Source organism: Maricaulis maris, assembly GCF_049116555.1.
Classification (GTDB): domain Bacteria; phylum Pseudomonadota; class Alphaproteobacteria; order Caulobacterales; family Maricaulaceae; genus Maricaulis; species Maricaulis maris_C.
In genome coordinates this window covers 500,235-516,384 of record NZ_JAGDYT010000001.1, presented here as the reverse complement: position 1 = coordinate 516,384, position 16,150 = coordinate 500,235, and the positions used below count along the sequence as shown (strand labels likewise).

Genomic DNA, 16,150 nt, shown 5'->3' with positions numbered 1-16,150 from the left:
ACCTGGCAGGTTGGGCTAGCCTGACCGCTTATTGATCAGGAGACCTGCCGTGCGTTGCGTTATTGATGTGATCCGGGCCACCCTTGTCGCGGCCTTTTGCGCCGGATGTTCCAACGCCCAACCGGCCGACCCTCAGGCATCCGACCCTCAGACATCCGACGTGCGGGCGTCGCACGCCGGGCGGATTGTCGAGCGCATCGACACGGCTCTGGCGGAAAACGACATTCCCGGCGCAATCGTGCTGCTGGACATTGCGGGCGAGCGCGTGTCCATCGCCCGCGGTCTGGCCGATCGGGAAACCGGGCTCGCGATGGAGACCACATTCCTGTTGCGCGCCGCGAGCATCGGCAAGCTCCACACCGCCGCGGTGGTCCATCAGCTGATCCTGAACGGAGACCTGTCGCTGGACATGTCCCTCGTCGATCTCGTCGCCCCCCATTTCTTGGAGGGCGTGGCGAACGCAGATCAGGCCACGATCCGCCAGCTCCTCAATCACACAAGCGGCATTCCCGACTATTATGATGACAGCTGGTTTGCCCAGGTGAATGCTGTTGAAGGCAACACGGCAGACCGAGCGCTCGCCCATATCCGCGGCGCACCAGCCGATTTCCCGCCGGGAACCCAACACGCCTATTCCAACACCAACTATCAGTACCTGGCCCTGGCCGCCGAAGCGGTGACCGGCCAGACACTGGACAGCCTCTACCACCAATTCGTGTTCACGCCGCTGGGGTTGGTGGCAACCGGGTACAATATCCAGTTCGATCCGCGCGACCGGATTCACGGCTATGGCAGCGTGCTGGATCCCGAACAGGATGTGTATGAGCTGCTGGAGAACAACGGCCCGGATGGCGGCATCTTCACAACCGCGGACGAACTGGCGGACTTCCTCGCGGCTGTCTTCGCCGAAGATGGTCGCCTGCAGGCCATCGGCGCATCGATGATGTCGGATCTCTATGATCGCGGCGAAGGTCGGTATCGCGCGCTTGGCCCGACCTATGTTGAACACCCGCTGGGTTTCACAGCGGTCACCCATGGCGGCTCGATTGCCGGCTACGGCACGATCGCCATCCGGCTTCTGAGCCAGGATGCGACCATCATTGTCCATGTGAACCGCGACCGCCCCGACATCGCGGGTCAGCTGGCGCGACAGATCTTGCTGGAAGCGCTGACAGGCTCCGCGGACTAAAGCCCGACCCGCGCCTTCAGCACAGCCAGCCGGGCGACCGACTGGTTGATCCGGTGCTCGGTCAGACGCCCTTCGGCGATGGCGGCCTCGACCCAACCGACAATACGCTGCGGCAGTTCGGCGTCGGGCGCGGCCGAGTTGGACAGCATGATCATGTCATTGCCGGCCTCGATCGAGCGCAACACGGCTTCGCGCTGGCTGTAATTCTCGCGGATCGCGCCCATGTCCAGATCATCGGTCATGACGACACCGGTAAAGCCTAGCTCTCGGCGCAGCAAATCATTCAGGACCGGCGCCGAGAAAGTCACCGGTTCGCCACTGGGGTCGAGCTGGCGATTGGTCAGATGCCCGCCCATCATCAAATGCGCACGCCCCTGGTTGATGAGTTCGCGGAACGGTGCCAGCTCGGCCTCGCTCCAGCTGTCGGAGATATCGACGAAACCGTCGTGGCTGTCTCCGCGCGAGCGGCCATGCCCGGGGAAATGCTTGATCGCACACGCAACGCCCTCGGCCTCGAAGGCGTCGATGAAGGCCGAGGCATAGGCGGCGATCGTGTCGCCGTCCGTACCATAGGCGCGGCCATGCCGCCCGATGACCGCATTGTCCGGATCGTGGAGATCGGCAACGGGTGCCAGGTTCATGTTGAAGCCGGCCGCACGGAATTCTCCGGCGCCGAGGCGGTAGAGATCGCCGGCGCCTTGCGGTGTGCGCGCTTCGGCGACCTGCATGGCGCGGGGCAGATGGGTGTAGCCCAGATCCCGTGACAGGCGCTGGACCAGACCGCCCTCCTGGTCAATCGCCATCCAGGCACCCGGACGCGTGGCGAGAAAACGCGCCGCCGAGCCCTCTGCTCCTTCCCGCGACCGCACATTATGGCGCAGGAACAAAACCCCGCCGATCCGATTGGCGGCGAGATGGGCATTGATGATGTCGGCACCTTCGGTCTCATTGTGCGAGCCGATGAAGCCCAGCAGCAACATGTCACCGACCCGGTCAGCCAGCGGTCGATCGAGCTGTTCGCGCAGACTGGCACGCATGCGCGCCTGAGCGGCCGGTCCCGCAGTGGCCATCAACGTGGCGGCGAGTCCTGATTGCAATACGCGACGACGATCCATGATCCGCTATTCCTTGCCTATTCCCCGCCCCGGAGCATGCGGATCGACCCGACCGGTGGCAAGTATGGGCGTCACGTCAGCCCTGACCCGCGTCGGCAGGCCGCGATCGGGACCGTCGCCTCAGGTGACAAATATTTTAGGCCCGAACAGGAACGTCGTAAGGCTGGACCGATCACATTTGCGTCATAACGAAGAGGGATAGCAGCAATGAAAAAATTTCTGATGGCGGGCGTTGCCCTCGCCATGACCGGGGCCGCAGCCTATGCGCTGGATGACGATCATGTCCGCCAGACCCGCATTCATGTGACCAGTGACAGCCAGGCCACCTTTGTCGGCGGTGATGGGCAGATCGTTGAAATCCGTGGCGCCGATGGCGATCGCACCATCCATATCGATCGTGATGGCGAGGAATCGATCATCGAGATTGATGGTCAGCGGATCGAGATCGCGAACGGTGCCGTTCGCGTCGATGGCCAGTTGGTTGATGTCGCGAATGACGGTGTCGTGGTGATCGACGGCATGGACATCCGTGTCATCGAGGGCAATCACGCCCGCATGGGACGCGAAATCCAGCTTCACATGGCCGAGCGTGCCGAGCATCTCGCCGAGATGGAAAACCACGTCGCACGGATGGTCATCGACATGAATGTCGAGGGTATCGAGGAAGGCGTGATGCAGTCGCTCGAGCTGGCCCTGTCCGGCCTCGACGAAAACCGCATCGTCCACTCTGATGATTGGGACGACCTCACACCAGAAGAGCAGGAAGAGGTCCGCGCCGAGTTGCGTGAGGCCCGCGAGGAAATCCGCGAGGCCATGAGTGAAACCCGCCGTGAGCTGCGTGACGCGCATGTCGAGATGGAAGGTGCCCGCCGCATGGCCCGCATCGAGATCGAGCGTGCGACCCGTGACATGGCTCGCGCCGAGCGTGACATGGCCCGCGCCCGGGTTGAGATCCTGCGCGCCGGCGAGGACGCCCGGCACGTTGATGTAGACCGCATGCGTCACATTCTTCGCGACAGCGATACCGGCAGTATCCGGATTGAGGAAGATGATGGCCGTCGCCGTGTCTGGATCGATGGTGAGGAGCAAACCGGCGACGACCTGGTTGACTGGCTGAACCGTCTCGAGACCGACCGCCTGGAAGGGCGTCATGATGGCCGCCATGAAGGCCGTCGCGCGGAGCGCGAAATGCGCGTCGAGCGCCTGCACCACGGCGAAGGACGCCGCATCATCGAACTCGATGGCGGCGAGCGTGTGGTGATTGTCGAAATCGACGAGGACGACGACGAGCGCTAGGTCGATTCGACCCTGACTCGTGAAGGGGCGGGCCCGCACGCGTGGCCCGCCCTTTTTGTGCGGTAAGGACCGGGCCCGGCCTGCACGCAGACAAAAAAAGGGGCTGGCAAGGCCAGCCCCGAGATAACGGTTGGTCGATAAAGGGCGTCTCCTCCCCGAAACGCCAAAGGACAGAGCGGTCAGGCCCAGTCCGATTGCGACGTTGACGTAGCACTCGGGTTGCGTCAACCCCCGTAATCTTAACGCTTGGGGATAAGCCCTACCGCCCGCTCGACTTTTTGCTACTACTTGTTGCGCTGCGCGACCGTGGCTACCGTGGCAATCCAGTTGTCGCGCGCGACAGTCTCCTGGGCCGGCTGCTCCTCGCGCCACTGCTTGTTGTCACTGATGTCGGCCGCAAGGCGAGCGCCCAGCTTGAGGTCCTTGATCGTGACCAGCCCCTCTTCGCGCTCGTTCGAGCCCACGATCACCGCCGCCACCGCACCGCGGCGGTCAGCGTATTTCATCTGCTTGCCCATATTGCCCGAGCCGACGAAGGCCTCGGCCCGAAATCCGGCAGCCCGCAACTCGCCAGCCATGGCGAGATAATCCGCCGAGCGATCCTTCTCGCTGGCGACAACGAGGACCAGCGGCTTTTCCTCCACCGAGCCTGTCAGACCCAGAGCAGACAGGGCTGCAGCAAAGCGGCTGACCCCGAAGGAGAAACCGGTCGCCGGCACAGCCTGTCCGGTAAAACGCGAGACCAGGTCATCATAGCGCCCGCCGCCACCGACCGAGCCGAACTGGATCGGCGAGCCGTCCTCATATTGCGCCTGGGCCAGCAACTCGGCCTCAAAGACGGGGCCGGTGTAATAGCCAAGACCGCGCACGACGGACGGGTCGAAGACCGCACGATCAGCGGCCACACCAATAGCCGACAATACGGCGTCGATCTCGGTCAACGCGGCCAGGCCGGACTTGCCTGTGTCAGACGTTCCGATCAGCGGCTCGAGGCGCGCGATGACGTCACTGCGGCTGCCACCGCCGGCATCGAGGAAGCCAAGCACGGTTTCGATCCCGGCCACGTCCAGCTTGGCACCTTCGGTATAATCACCGGATTCGTCCTTGCGGCCTTCACCCAGCAATTGAGCGACCCCGTCACGCCCGAGGCGGTCGAGCTTGTCGGCAGCGCGCAGCACCCGCATGCGGCGGTCCGGATCGGCCGCGCCGATGCTTTCCAGGACACCATCAAGGATGCGGCGATCATTGACCCGGACAACATAATCACCATCAGCCAGTCCAACCGCGCGCATCACGTCGGCGGCGAGCGCGATCATCTCGGCATCCGCCGAAGGGCTGCCCGCGCCGACGGTATCGGCATCGCACTGCACGAATTGGCGGAAGCGCCCCGGCCCCGGCTTCTCATTGCGCCAGACATCGCCTGCCTGGTAACGGCGATAGGGCTTGTTCAGGTCCTGATAATTCTCGGCGACAAACCGCGCGAGGGGCGCTGTGTGGTCATAGCGCAGGGACAGCCATTGACCGTCATCATCCTCAAGCGAGAACACACCTTCATTGGGGCGCTCTTCGTCGGGCAGGAATTTGCCGAGCGCGTCGGCATATTCGAAGGCCGAGGTCTGCAACGGCTCGAAACCCCAATCATCATAGACATGGCTTGCCGTTTCCACGAGATGGCGCTCGACCCGGAGGACTGACCCGCTGCGGTCTTCAAAGCCGCGCGGTCGGCGAGCCTTGGGTCGGAAGGGTTTCTTGGCGCTCATCACGATCTCCGGTTTATCCGCCGCAGCGCCTGGCGCTGCGGTCTTGATCAGGCGGTGTTTTCCACGAGCGGGCGGGCCCTGTGAACCCGCCTGTGCATGCAGCTAGGGGAGATGCCGGTCGATTCACCGGAAATCAAGGCGTTACTGCGATAATTCGGATCGACCTGACCGGAGAGACCGATGAAATCCGCCCTGATTGCCGCTTCAATCGCGCTAATTCTGGCCCCCGGCACTGCCCAGGCCGGGCCCGGCAGCGAGTTTGCAGCTTTCGCCGAGACCCTTGGACAAACGGCCCAGGCCCGCTCTCGCGATGCCGCCAGCCGACCAGCCGCACCGGCCACACCGCTGGACATCGAGGATCCGTTCTCCTTCGAACTGGAACAATTCGCGCTGGAAGCCATGCTGATGAGCCGCCGCATTGACGCAGCCGGCGGTCCGGTGGACCTGCGCTGTATCTTCCGCGGCATGTCCGCCGATGCCGCGGCCCGGCTCGAAGCCCTCAACGTGGCCGAGACAGCCGCCGAACAAGCGCATATCTATGCGGACCTTGCCGCCCTCATGTCGGATGCGAGCAATATCGCTCCCGCCGTGGACGGCGAGACCGACCTCGACGACGTGGACCTGCCAGCCAGCTGCCCGGCCATGACTGGCGGCCAGGCGTCAAACCCGGGACGCTAGCTGTTGGCGGCCCATTCCAGGGCCTCGACAAGACTCCCGGACGACAGGACGGTCGGCAGGACGCGCGGTTCACCACCTGACGCCGGATAGAGCAGGTAAAGCGGCACGCCCGCCTGGCCATGATCAGCGATCAGATTGGCGATTGTCTCATTGCGATTGGTCCAGTCGGCGCGCAGGCTGGCGACCCCGAAGCGGTCAAACGCATCTTCCACCGATGCCGAGTCCAGCACGGTCAGCTTGTTGATCTGGCAGGTCACGCACCAGGCCGCTGTGACATCCACAAAGACAGGCTGGCCCACGGCCTGGAGCTCGGCGACGCGCTCATGCGACCACGGTTCGACCCGACCCGACAGGGTCTGGGTACTGGTCGTGGTGGGCAGGCGGGCAATGGCCACAACACTGATCACACCGCCAAGCAGCGCTGCGATCGCGATGACCGACCAGATTGTGTGACCCTGGCCATGCGCCCAGATCGCGAAGCTCATCGCCAGCATTGCGGCGCCGAGGAAGACCAGGGCAATCGGACCGGATTGCAGGGTCAAAACCCAGCTCAGCCAGATCACCGAGGCAAACATCGGAAAGGCGAGGAACTGGCGGAACGTGACCATCCAGGCGCCTGGCTTGGGCAGGAAACGGAGCAGGGTCGGCGACATGGAGAAGATGACGAAGGGCGCTGCAAGGCCCAGGCCCATGGCCGCAGCGACCAGCAGCACCACCGGTGCCGGCTGGGTCAGTGCCAGCCCCAGCGCCCCGGCCGCAAGCGGTCCCACGCACGGAGCAGCAACCACGACCGCCAGAACACCGGTAAAGAAGGCACCCTTCCAGCCCGGCTGATCGGCCAGGCCGGCTCCCAGGCCCATCATCCTCGCTCCCACCTCGAAAGCGCCCATCAGATTGAGTCCGATGGCGAACAGCAGGAGCGACAGTATGGCGACGACAACCGGGACCTGAAGCTGAAAACCCCACCCCACCGGCAGGCCGACTTCACGGAGCACGACCAGCGCACCGGCCAGACCGACAAAGCTCAACAGGACGCCGGCAAGGAAGAAGCCGCCCTGACGTCTCACTGCGCCGGTGTCGGCATGAGCCGCCTGGACGAATTTCAGCACCTTGATAGACAGGACCGGGAAGACACAGGGCATCAGATTGAGGATCAAACCGCCACCGAAGGCCAGCAGGACAAGCGTGAACAATCCCGTACTCACGCCATCGGCCGATGTCATGTTGCCCGGGACAGGCGCGAGGCCGTAACCGCCACTGCCCGGCTCGGCCTCGACCACGATGGCCTGCCGCACGTCCGACCCGCTGACCTGCCAGCTGACGACACCGTCCTGACGGTCTTGGCCCGCGCTCGACACCGCGTAGCCAGGTTCCATAACGACAAGGGTTGTCCCCTCACCGGCCTGGACCCGCTGCTCGCCGGCATTGCGGATCACGCCTGTTTCATAGGGGAAGTAGCGCAGTTGTTCGATCGCGTCCGGATTGGCGAACTCACCGCCGGCAAGTTCCAGGATGACGCGGCCGCCCTCGATCGAGAGACTCGCCGTTACAGACGGATCCAGCTTGGGTTCGGCGTCCAGCGCCTCGCGGATGAACCAGTAACCGGCCTCGTTCCGCTGGCCCTCAGGGCCGACATCAAGGGTCAGTGAGAGGCTACGCTCTTCCGGGACACAAATGACTTCGCAGACCAACCAGGTCGCGTCAGCCCGCAAGCTGAGCGTATCGGCGGCATAGTCGGCAGGCAGGGAAACCGGCATTGGCAGGACCAGCTCGCCCTTGTAGCCGTAATCCATGATCACATCAGTCAGGGGCAGCTCGATGGGCGTCGGCCAGACAATCTCGCCGACCGACACGCCATCCGGCATGGTCCAGTCGATTTCCACTGGCAGACCGTTATCGCCAGGATTGCGCCAATAGGTGTGCCAGCCCTCCGGCATGATCTGATGCAGCCCGATATGGAAGCTGTCGCCCGGTGCCACGACCGATTGATCGGCAATCAGTTCGGCCTCGACGATGACGTCCCCGCGCGACCAGCCCGATTGGGCAGAGGCGGCGGCAAGGCTGCTCAGGGCAGCCAGCACGGCCATCAGGATAAAACCGGGAAGTCCATTCAGGACGCGCATCAGAAACCTCGTGAAAATCAGCCGAAACCAGCGTTGGCGAGGAGGATATAGTCGGTTTTCGGCAAAGGTCGAACCACGATCCCGCAACCGTGATCACAAATGCAAACGGCCGCGCCAGAAAGGCGCGGCCGTTCGTCATTCGACTGGGTCAGGCGATCAGGCCTGGGCCGGCGCCGCTGCGTTGGCAGCACTCGACGTGCGGCGCAGGATACGTTCCCAGCGCTGCAGCGAAATGATGTGCGAAACAACAGCACCAAGATCGCCATTGGTCTGCATTTCCTTGAGCTTGTCGGCCGGAAGGGCGTCAAACTTTTCCGAGGAGACACCGAAGTACTCGGCGACGGTGACCGGGTTTTCCGGATCCTGCGGATTGGAAACCTTGACGTCTTTCTTCTCGAGGAGGTCCAGCGCGATCATGCGCTCGACGAAAGCTTCCGTCGTGCGGGCGTCATTCTCGAAGGCGGACACGAAGTCGATCGCCTGCTGGGTGTAATCCGTCGGCTCGCCATTGGCGTCGAAAAACGGACGCTCGGCGTTTTCGGAGACAACGAAATCAGCATCGAGATCGACACAGACCGTGGACGGCTGGTCGTTCGGATTGGCCGCGCTCACGAACGGATAGCGACGGACATAAGCCGGAATGTAGTGCTCGGTGTCGAACTGGCCTTCTTCATTGACGAACAGGTTCGAACCCTGACGCAGGCCCATCACCAGAACCGGCATTTTCTTGTCGCCAAGGAAAATGATCGGATAGCTGCCACAGGCAAAGGCAAACTCGGCGCTGATGGCCGGAACGAAATGCCATTCCTTCAGGAAATTGAACGGCTGTGAAACCGTATTCACCCCGTATGTGGCATGCTTTTGACGGTTGAGCGGCTCTACATTCTTGTAGAGCGGAACAGTTCCGGTAAGGCGCGGCTCGGTGGCGGCAGCGTCGACCATGATAGAAACCCCTTCAGTTCTTTGCGCATTGGATAGCGGATTAGCCCTGCTCCGGCAACGGATCGGCGCAGGCCTGTGCATCCGCGTCCACGCAAGAAAAATGCCGGACCGCGAACCGGTCCGGCATTGTCCTGAAACATCGGCCGAAAAAGATCAGAAACGGCGGCCGAAACCGACGCCGAAAACGACCGGATCGATCTGCACGTCGGCGGCAATCGCGCCATTGATCGTCACGTCTGTGTCGATATCGATGTATTTGACGTCGACATTGAAGAACCAGTCCTCATCGATCGCAAAATCCACGCCCGCCTGGGCGGCCAGGCCAAAGCTGGCATCATAATCGATCGAGGTCAGCGTGGTTCCCGAAGGCAGGTCCTCGTTGAAAAAATGGGTGTAGTTCACGCCGGCGCCGAGATAGGGGCGCACCTGACCGTCCGGATTGAAATGGTATTGCAGCGTCAGCGTCGGCGGGAGCAGGGTGACATCACCCAGATCAACATCGCCGAGCGCAGTCCCGACTGCCATGACATCATGCGGCGTGACGCCGAGAATGAGTTCGACTGCCCACTGATCCCGGACGAAATAGGTGATGTCCAGTTCCGGCACGATCGAGCTGTCGATATCAACATCGCCGCCGATCGTCGCAATGTCGGCCGACTCATTCGGCGCAACATTGATGGCGCGCAGGCGGACCAGCCAGTCACCGCTCTCGGCAGAGGCGGGCGCAGCCGCGGCAAGCGCGGCGAGAGCAGCGGTGCAAAACAGGCGTTTCATGGGGTGATCCTTTCGTCCCTAGAATTTCTAGGGCCTTTCTGGACCGTCCCGCCTGTCAGCGGGAGTGCGCGTTTCGCCGCGCGTCAGCCCGCCGCGCGGCAGGCTGACGCAGGCCAATGCCGGATCAGAAATCGAGGACCAGGGCAGCGCGGAAATTCCGACCTGGCAGCGGCACCTGGTCCTTGAGGAAGGATGTGTGCAGTCGGGCTTCAGCGTCATTCAGGTTCCGGGCTTCGAGAATGACCCGCACGTCACGCGTGGGGATTGGCTCGAAAGACCAGCGTGCATTGACCAGAACATAGGACTGGGACTTGAATTCGAACGGTGCGGTATTGTCCTGAACATCCGCCCACTCGGTCTCGAGATGGAGCTGATGCCCCTCTCGCGAGGCCGTGACACCGGCCGTGAAAGACAGCGGCGGCAGGCGCGGCAGGTCACCGCCGGCATCGAGGCTGGCCTCGACATATTCACCGGTCAGTTCGCCGTCAAAGTCCCAACCACCCCAAGCGCCCAGCGGGCCCTCGAGACGACCCTCAAATCCGGAAAGCACGGCATCTTCCTGACGATAGGCGTACACCGGGAAGCCATCATCCTCTGCCCCGGTCGCGAAGGCGGCAATGAAGCCGTCATAGTCAGCGCGGAAAAGAGAGGCTTCCAGGGACCAGTCCGCAATTCGTGTACGGGCGGTGATCTCCGCGGAAAAGGCGCGCTCGACATCAAGCGTGGTATCGCCGAGTTCATAGGTCCGGCTTGCGACATGCGGACCATCGGCAAAAAGCTCGACATCGGTCGGCGCGCGCTCGCTCGAAGACAGTGTCAGGGCGAGGAAGGTATCACGGACGGGACGCACAAAGACCGAACCCGACAGGCTGGCCGTCTCGAAACTGCGGCTGTCGGTGGCGGTATCGAGGTCGCGGCTTTCGAAACGCAGCCCGCCTTCAACTCCCCAGCTCTCCGCATCCCAGCGCTCGACCAGAAAGACGCCCCAGTCGGCGGTCTCGGACGGCGGGACATAGGCTTCCTCGCCAATCGCCGCGAAGTCACGATTGAAAGCCTGGAGCCCGGCCGCGCCCTCCCAGACACCGCCCCACAAATCGATCGGCGTGTGGCGGGCTTCGACCCGGCCTTCCCAGCCCTCATTTGTGAAACGGGTCCCGACTTCGTCGCCTTCCAGCTCGACATGCTCATAGCTGCCGGTTCCGAAAGAGACTTTCACCCGTTCGATATGCTCGCCCAGATCACGCCATTCGCCGCGCAGATCGAAACGGGTCTGCTCGAGATCGATGCGAACCGCCTCGTCATGGCCGTGTTCTTCATCCTCGTGATCATCCCCATGATCGTCATCGTCGTCGTGGTCGTCATGCCCCTCTTCATCGCCATGAGCATGACCGCCCGGGATGCCATAGAGGGCGTTGGATTGTTTGACCGCGACTCCGATGAAGCCGCTCTCGCCGACCCAGGAAATCCCGGCCGAGGCAGATGTGAAATCCAGTCCGGAATTCTCGACCGTGCCGTAAGGATGCTCGTCTTCTCCATGCTCCTCATCATGATCATCATCGCCGTGGTCTTCTTCGGCCTCTTCAAAGAGACGATAGGTTTCAGACTCGGCATAGCCGGGAATGTCATAGGGCTGGGCCGTGCGCATCAGGCCTTCCAGATTGATGACGAAGTCACCGGCGTTGAAACGGACCCGGCCGGCCGCGGTCTCGCCCTCGTCGACCGAGGTCATGGAGCCGTAGAAACGGCCGTCCAGACCGTCCTCGGCCCGTTCTTCGGGAATGCGGCCGTCGATCACATTGACCACTCCGCCAATAGCGGCGCCGCCATAGGCGATGGCCGCCGGCCCGCGCAGGATTTCGACCCGCTGCGCTTCCAGGGCCTCAGACGCGACCGCATGGTCCGGAGAGTTGGTCGAGGCGTCGATCAGACCGACACCATTCACCAGGACGCGGACACGGTCAGCGCCGAGACCACGAATAACCGGACGGCTGGCGGCCGGACCGAAATAGGTAGTCGACACACCTGGCTCATGAGCGATGGTATCGGCAAGGGAACCGGCCAGATTGTCTTCCAGATGGCGGCGGTCGACGACTTCGACCGCACCGGCGATCTCATCCGCGGCAATGCCCAGCGGCGCGGACGTCACAACAATCACATCCTCGGACCCGGTTTCAGACTGGGCAATCGCGGCGCTGCTCGTCCCGGCTCCGGCGAGCAGGGCGATCATGGCGGTGGAGGTGGTAAGGCGCGCAAGCATGGTTTCCCCGATATGTAATAACAGAACAATTGGAAGCGTGATATTATAACATTCGGATCACTGCAATGCCGAAGCGCTGGGAAATGCCGCAAAGCGTGATTAAATATCTGCAAGATGACAGCTGATTCCCTGACCAAGGCGCTCGCCGCCGCAGAAATTCATTGCGTTGAACGGGGCGAGAAACTCACCCCGGTCCGCAAACGCGTGCTCGAGCTCGTGCTCGAAGCTGACGGGCCGGTGAAAGCCTATGACCTGCTCGAAGCCCTCAAGCCGGGGCCCGGCTCCGCCAAGCCGCCCACCGTCTATCGTGCCCTCGACTTCCTCATGACCGCAGGCCTCGTCCACAAGGTCGAGGCCCTCAATGCCTTTGTCGGCTGCTCCCATGCCCATGATGATGGTGGTGCCGAGCTCTTCATCTGCTCGACCTGCGGCTCGGTCGAGGAACGCCATGGCGCCCCCGAACCCATCAATGCCCCGGCCGGCTTCATGATCCAGCGCTCGGTGGTCGAACATTTCGGACAGTGCGCCAATTGCCGACCCGCTTGAGGGAGTGCCCGCGATGATCGAACTCTGGCGCGGCTGCGTGAATGCCTGGGAATGCGACGAGTTGGGCCATTTCAACGTCCGCTTCTATCTCGCCCGGGCGAGTGAAGCCCTGGCCAATCTGGCCGAAGCCGCCGGCCTGAACCCGATCCAGCGCCCCGATGCTTTGGCGACCCTGATCCCGCAAACCCTGCACATCCGCTTCCTTGCCGAGGCGCACCCGGGTGCGCCGCTCTATATCGAGGGCGGCTTTGTCGACCATGACCGCTCTTCGGCCGACGTGATCCTGGTGATGCGCCATTCCGGCACCGGCAAGCCGGCCGCAAGTTTCGCCATCACGCTCAGCCATGCGGCCCCGGACACGGCCGCAGCTTTCGCCTGGCCGGACCGCTTCGCCAAGGCGGCCAGGGCCCTCAAGACCGACACTCCGGGTTTTGCTGCGCCGCGCGGACTGGCCACGACCCGTGGCACCCGACCGATCTCCTTGAGCGCCGCCGACGCGTTCGGCTTGACCAGGATCGGCCAGGGCCGGTTCGGTCCGTCGGAAATGGATGCCTTTGGCTGGATGCGGACCGAGTTCCTGCTGGGCCGCGTCTCCGACAGCGTGACCAATTTCGCTGCCGCCTTCCCGGAAGAATGGGACATGCATGCCGGTGAACCGTCGGGCAATATCGGCTCGGCCCTGCTGGAGTGCTGCATCCATGTCCACCGCTGGCCTCGCGCCGGCGACGGTTATGCCATCCGCTCCGGCCTCAAATCCGCCGGCAGCAAGGTCCGCAATATCGTGCACTGGGTGCTCGAGCCCGCCACCGGCAAACCCTGGTGGACCATGGAGGGCGTCGCCGCCCCGATGGATCTCGACCAGCGCAAGCTGGCGGTGATTGATCCGGAGACGCAGGCGAAAGTGGAAGCGGCAGTGGTGCCGGGGATTGAGGCTTGAGACGTCGCCTTGCCTCGCTCTGCTGCCTAGCTGTTTTGATGGCCGGCACGCCAGTGCTGGCAGGAAGCGACAACCGAGATCACCAGGAGGGCAACGGCCTGAAAAGCCTTGCCAAGGTCACAGCCGAGCTCGAAAGCCAGCTCTCGCCTTTTCTCGCCGAGATTCCGACGCGCACAGCAGATTGACCCCCACCCGGGCTTCAAGCGACGGCTTCCGGACAGCAGAGCAGGTCCTCGCCCTTGATGGGCGAGGTGGCTTGTCGCGTTAGCGGCAAGCCGGAGTGGGTGACGGGCGGTCGTCGCAGGAACGCTGGCGTTTCACCCGATCCGCCCCCTCCTCCGCCAAGGCTACGGAGGGCCCACCTTCCCCATCAAGGGGAAGGAGCTGGCGTCATGCCCCTGTGCCCCGCAGGCCACACATCTCGCCTCAAACGCGAAACTGTCCCGCCCCTGCCTTGCCCTGCCCGCCCGGTCGGGCTACCCACCGCCTCCCGGATCAATCGGCACAAGTGAGCAGATCCATGCGAACCATCATCTAGGCAAAACAGGTAGCCGGCGCGCTGCCTGACCCTGAATACGCTTCGACCGCAACCCGGTCGCCGCCTTCGGGACTCCGCTGCGTCACTTGCCTGTCTTCCAGATGATGATTGCCATGAGGACGGACCCCGCAGCGCCGCTGCCACCGGGTCCGCTGCTGAGATGTCCGACTTTCAAGACCACGATGAAACACCCCGCGCCCGCAATTTGACCAATCTGCAGGTGCTCGCCTATCTGGGCCGCCAGTGGGGGCGTCGCCCCGTCCTTCTGAGCGGGATGATCACCTTCATGGTTCTGGCCACGATTGCCGAGCTGATGATCCCACTCGCTGCCGGCGGGCTGATCGATGCCCTCGCGGCCGGTCCCGAAGAGGGCGCGCCCTGGCCGGCCTTCGCCATCTATCTGGGTGCGGCGCTGATCTATTACGCCCTGCGCCAGGCGGCCTCGCGCTGCGAAGTGCCCTTCTCCTCGGCCAATATGGCCGATCTGACCACGCATGCCTTCTCGCGCGTCCAGCGCTTCTCGCTGGACTGGCACGCCAACACCTTCGCCGGATCGGTGGTCCGCAAGATCACGCGCGGCATGTGGGCCTATGACAATATCACCGTGCACATCTTCATGGGGATCGCGCCTTCAATCGGTGTGATGCTGGGCATCGCCGCAATGATGGCCCTGCGCTGGCCGCTGGTCGGCGGTGTGGTTTTCTTTGTGATGGCCTGTTTCGTGACCTCGTCCCTGCTCCTGAGCCGCTACTACATCCGGCCGCAGAATATCCGTTCGAACGCGCTCGACAGCGAGATCGGCGGAGCGCTGGCGGATGCCATTGGCGGCGTGGCCACGGTGAAGAGCTTCGGCGCCGAAGGTCGCGAGGATGCCCGTTTTCACGAGCTGGCCTGGCGCTGGCGCGCCGAAACCAAGAAGACCTGGGGCCGGTTCGTGAATTCCTGGCTGGTCAATATCGTCACCGATCTGACCATGCAGGCGGCCCTGGTCGGCCTGCTGGTCTGGCAGTGGTCGCGCGGTGCGGCCTCGGCCGGCGATGTGGTGGCGGCGCTGACCGCCTACATGATTGTGTCCGGCTATATGCGCCGTTTCGGTGAACAGGTGCAGCAGGTCCAACGCGGCATGGACGAGATCCAGGATCTCGCCGTCTTCGACCTGCAGGAAAGCGATGTCGATGATCGCGAGGGTGCGCCCGACTTCCAGCGTCAGCGCGGGGCGATCCGTTTCGACGAGGTCGGCTTCACCTATGCCGGCCAGGCGCGGCCACTCTACAGCGACTTCTCGCTCGATATTGCACCGGGCGAGACGGTGGCCCTGGTCGGTCCGACCGGCTCGGGGAAGTCGACCTTCGTCAAACTGGTCCAGCGCCTTTACGACGTCACCGAGGGCGCGGTGCAGATTGACGGTCAGGATGTGCGCTCGGTGACCCAGGAAAGCCTGCGCCGCAATGTGGCGCTCGTGCCCCAGGACCCGGCCCTTTTCCACCGGTCGATCGCCGACAATATCGCCTATGGAGCGCCCGATGCAACGCAGGCCGATATCATGGCCGCGGCGAAGGCCGCCCATGCCGAGGCCTTCATCGACCGCCTGCCGCAAGGCTTTGACACACTGGTTGGCGAGCGCGGTGTCAAACTGTCCGGCGGCGAGCGTCAACGGGTTGCGATCGCGCGGGCCATCCTCACCGATGCGCCCATTCTCATTCTCGACGAGGCGACATCCAGCCTCGACAATGAGACCGAGCGCGATGTGCAGGCGGCGATGGAAGCGGTGATGGAAGGTCGCACGACCATCCTGATTGCCCACCGCCTGTCGACCATCCGAAACGCCGACCGCATCCTGGTCTTTGATCAGGGCCGGATCGTCGAGCAAGGCACGCATGACGAGTTGGCGGCGAATGATGCGGGTCTCTATGCCCGGCTGGCTGCGCTCGCAGCCGGCTAGGATCACAATCGCGACAGGAACAGGCGGATGCAGCGCGTCCGTCTGTTCCGGCG

The 16,150-nt window shown here is 63.4% G+C and carries 13 protein-coding genes; 7 read left to right on the top strand and 6 right to left on the bottom strand.

The window, feature by feature from the left end:
* Nucleotides 1-49 precede the first annotated feature (49 nt).
* On the top strand, nucleotides 50-1,189 hold the full coding sequence (locus JXQ94_RS02350) for a serine hydrolase domain-containing protein (protein WP_421922216.1): 1,140 nt from the start codon (nucleotides 50-52) through the stop codon (nucleotides 1,187-1,189).
* Here the strand turns inward: JXQ94_RS02350 and JXQ94_RS02345 are convergent.
* On the bottom strand, nucleotides 1,186-2,259 hold the full coding sequence (locus JXQ94_RS02345; RefSeq protein WP_421922215.1) for a glycoside hydrolase family 3 protein: 1,074 nt from the start codon (nucleotides 2,257-2,259) through the stop codon (nucleotides 1,186-1,188). The genes JXQ94_RS02350 and JXQ94_RS02345 overlap by 4 nt on opposite strands.
* 252 nt (nucleotides 2,260-2,511) lie before the next feature.
* Between JXQ94_RS02345 and JXQ94_RS02340 the strand changes: the two genes are divergently transcribed.
* Nucleotides 2,512-3,600: a hypothetical protein gene (locus tag JXQ94_RS02340; protein WP_421922214.1), complete on the top strand. Its 1,089-nt coding sequence runs from the start codon at nucleotides 2,512-2,514 to the stop codon at nucleotides 3,598-3,600.
* A gap of 284 nt (nucleotides 3,601-3,884) precedes the next feature.
* Here the strand turns inward: JXQ94_RS02340 and hisS are convergent, their stop codons facing one another.
* Entirely contained in the window at nucleotides 3,885-5,360 is a 1,476-nt protein-coding gene (gene hisS / locus JXQ94_RS02335; RefSeq protein WP_421922213.1) for a histidine--tRNA ligase, read from the bottom strand.
* Nucleotides 5,361-5,540: 180 nt separating this feature from the next.
* Here hisS and JXQ94_RS02330 point away from each other — a divergent pair, with 180 nt between their 5' ends.
* Nucleotides 5,541-6,038 (top strand): hypothetical protein, encoded by a 498-nt coding sequence (locus JXQ94_RS02330; protein ID WP_421922212.1) that lies wholly within the window; start codon nucleotides 5,541-5,543, stop codon nucleotides 6,036-6,038.
* Here JXQ94_RS02330 and JXQ94_RS02325 read toward each other — a convergent pair.
* The 4 genes from JXQ94_RS02325 to JXQ94_RS02310 form a co-directional block, all read right to left on the bottom strand.
* Complete coding sequence (locus tag JXQ94_RS02325; RefSeq protein ID WP_421922211.1) at nucleotides 6,035-8,161, bottom strand: protein-disulfide reductase DsbD family protein; 2,127 nt, start codon at nucleotides 8,159-8,161, stop codon at nucleotides 6,035-6,037. The two genes, JXQ94_RS02330 and JXQ94_RS02325, sit on opposite strands and share 4 nt — an antisense overlap.
* 156 nt (nucleotides 8,162-8,317) lie before the next feature.
* Nucleotides 8,318-9,103: a SapC family protein gene (locus JXQ94_RS02320; RefSeq protein ID WP_421922210.1), complete on the bottom strand. Its 786-nt coding sequence runs from the start codon at nucleotides 9,101-9,103 to the stop codon at nucleotides 8,318-8,320.
* Nucleotides 9,104-9,256: 153 nt separating this feature from the next.
* A complete protein-coding gene (locus JXQ94_RS02315) occupies nucleotides 9,257-9,877 on the bottom strand; it encodes an OmpW/AlkL family protein (RefSeq protein ID WP_421922209.1) in 621 nt (206 codons plus the stop codon).
* A 124-nt stretch (nucleotides 9,878-10,001) separates the two neighbouring features.
* On the bottom strand, nucleotides 10,002-12,134 hold the full coding sequence (locus JXQ94_RS02310) for a TonB-dependent receptor (protein ID WP_421922208.1): 2,133 nt from the start codon (nucleotides 12,132-12,134) through the stop codon (nucleotides 10,002-10,004).
* Between the two features lie 114 nt (nucleotides 12,135-12,248).
* Between JXQ94_RS02310 and JXQ94_RS02305 the strand changes: the two genes are divergently transcribed.
* From JXQ94_RS02305 to JXQ94_RS02290, 4 genes are all read left to right on the top strand, one after another.
* A complete protein-coding gene (locus JXQ94_RS02305) occupies nucleotides 12,249-12,680 on the top strand; it encodes a transcriptional repressor (RefSeq protein WP_421922207.1) in 432 nt (143 codons plus the stop codon).
* 13 nt (nucleotides 12,681-12,693) lie between these two features.
* Complete coding sequence (locus JXQ94_RS02300; protein ID WP_421922206.1) at nucleotides 12,694-13,617, top strand: thioesterase family protein; 924 nt, start codon at nucleotides 12,694-12,696, stop codon at nucleotides 13,615-13,617.
* Nucleotides 13,614-13,802, top strand: coding sequence for a hypothetical protein (locus tag JXQ94_RS02295; protein ID WP_421922205.1), 189 nt, complete (start codon nucleotides 13,614-13,616; stop codon nucleotides 13,800-13,802). Before JXQ94_RS02300 ends, JXQ94_RS02295 begins: the two co-directional genes overlap by 4 nt.
* A gap of 513 nt (nucleotides 13,803-14,315) precedes the next feature.
* The gene (locus tag JXQ94_RS02290; RefSeq protein ID WP_421922204.1) at nucleotides 14,316-16,097 is read left to right on the top strand and encodes an ABC transporter ATP-binding protein; all 1,782 of its coding nucleotides are present in this window, start codon (nucleotides 14,316-14,318) and stop codon (nucleotides 16,095-16,097) included.
* The last annotated feature ends 53 nt before the right edge of the window (nucleotides 16,098-16,150 follow it).

What these genes read in the sequence shown, in the direction of transcription:
- JXQ94_RS02345 (WP_421922215.1), bottom strand. Translation starts at nt 2,259, where the DNA reads ATGGCCACTGCGGGACCGGCCGCTCAGGCGCGCATGCGTGCCAGTCTG.
- JXQ94_RS02340 (WP_421922214.1), top strand. Translation starts at nt 2,512, where the DNA reads ATGAAAAAATTTCTGATGGCGGGCGTTGCCCTCGCCATGACCGGGGCC.
- hisS (WP_421922213.1), bottom strand. Translation starts at nt 5,360, where the DNA reads ATGAGCGCCAAGAAACCCTTCCGACCCAAGGCTCGCCGACCGCGCGGC.
- JXQ94_RS02330 (WP_421922212.1), top strand. Translation starts at nt 5,541, where the DNA reads ATGAAATCCGCCCTGATTGCCGCTTCAATCGCGCTAATTCTGGCCCCC.
- JXQ94_RS02325 (WP_421922211.1), bottom strand. Translation starts at nt 8,161, where the DNA reads ATGCGCGTCCTGAATGGACTTCCCGGTTTTATCCTGATGGCCGTGCTG.
- JXQ94_RS02320 (WP_421922210.1), bottom strand. Translation starts at nt 9,103, where the DNA reads ATGGTCGACGCTGCCGCCACCGAGCCGCGCCTTACCGGAACTGTTCCG.
- JXQ94_RS02315 (WP_421922209.1), bottom strand. Translation starts at nt 9,877, where the DNA reads ATGAAACGCCTGTTTTGCACCGCTGCTCTCGCCGCGCTTGCCGCGGCT.
- JXQ94_RS02310 (WP_421922208.1), bottom strand. Translation starts at nt 12,134, where the DNA reads ATGCTTGCGCGCCTTACCACCTCCACCGCCATGATCGCCCTGCTCGCC.
- JXQ94_RS02305 (WP_421922207.1), top strand. Translation starts at nt 12,249, where the DNA reads ATGACAGCTGATTCCCTGACCAAGGCGCTCGCCGCCGCAGAAATTCAT.
- JXQ94_RS02300 (WP_421922206.1), top strand. Translation starts at nt 12,694, where the DNA reads ATGATCGAACTCTGGCGCGGCTGCGTGAATGCCTGGGAATGCGACGAG.
- JXQ94_RS02290 (WP_421922204.1), top strand. Translation starts at nt 14,316, where the DNA reads ATGTCCGACTTTCAAGACCACGATGAAACACCCCGCGCCCGCAATTTG.